1 protein-coding gene is annotated in these 1,254 nt (G+C 65.8%); it reads right to left on the bottom strand.

The genetic code is table 11. The features are described from left to right. On the bottom strand, positions 1-1,254 hold a 1,254-nt coding region (tnpC, locus tag SO139_RS46220; RefSeq protein ID WP_498542158.1), incomplete at both ends, for an IS66 family transposase.

Below are 1,254 nucleotides of genomic sequence, written 5' to 3'. Positions count from 1 at the left end.
ACAGCCAGGATTTGCGCCCAAGTGCGAAGCCGCGCAGGGCGCGTTCGGCGGCGTTGTTGGTGAAGCAGATCCGTCCGTCATCGACGAAGTGAGCGAACCGGTCCCAGCGGCGCAGCATGTAGTCGATTGGCTTGGCGACCGATGAGGAGTTCGACAGCCGAGCGCGCTGCTCGCGTAGCCATGCTTCCAACGTCGTCAAGAGTGGGGCGCTTTGTTCTTTGCGCACCCGCAGCCGCTCTTCGGCGCTTTGGCCGTTGATGCCACGCTCAATATCGAACAGTGCATCGATGCGCTTGACCGCCTCCAGCGCGATCGGCGAGATCGCCGCGGCGTTCCTGTCTCGCCTCGCATTGGCGGCGATGTCCGCCAGCTCAAAAAACTGCCGCCTGGCATGGGCCCAACAGAGTGCGGGCGTGACCGCTCCTTGCGCGCGCGAGGCGTCATACAGCTCGTTATAGCCGCTATAGGCATCGGCCTGCAGGATACCGGTGAAGCTTTGGAGATGCCGCGTGGGATGCTCCTGCCGTCGATCGCGCGAGGCGTAATAGAGCGCGGCCGGCGGCGCCCGCCCACCAAACGGCCGGTCGTCGCGGACGTAGGTCCAGATATGCCCTTTGACCGTCTGCCCCTTGGCCAGGATCGGCACCGTGGTGTCATCGCCGTGCAGCCGCTCGGCGGCCAGGATGTGGCGTTCGATCAGCCGATAAAGCGGCTGCAGGGCCGCCGCACAGGTGCCGACCTGGTCGGCCAGTGTCGACAGGCTCAGATTGATGCCCTCCCGGGCGTAGCGCTCGCTCTGCCGGTTCAAGGGCTGATGCTGGCCGAACTTTTCGAACAGGATCATGGCCAGAAGGTTGGGCCCGGCGAAGCCGCGCGGGGTCACATGGAAGGGCGCCGGCGGCTGGGTGATCGTCTCGCAGTCCCGGCACGAGAACTTCTCGCGCACCGTCTGGATCACCTTCCACTGCCGGGGAACGACCTCCAGCGTCTCGGTGATGTCCTCGCCCAGCTTTGACAGCTTGTTCGAGCCGCAGCAGGGACAGCTCTCCGGTGCGGCGACCACGACCCGCTCGCGCGGCAAATGGTCGGGGAACGGTTTGCGCGACGGCCGCGTGCGCTGGAAGGATTTGACGGACTGTGTCTTGGCCGCGGCCTGCTCGGCCGCCAGTTCGTCCTCGGTTGCGGTTGCTTCCAGCTCTTCGAGCTGAAGCTCCATCTGCTCCAGGAGCCGTGCCTTGCGCTCCGAGCGGCTGC

It is taken from the genome of Bradyrhizobium sp. UFLA05-89 (genome assembly GCF_059803475.1).
This window is presented reverse-complemented; position numbering and strand designations above follow the sequence as displayed.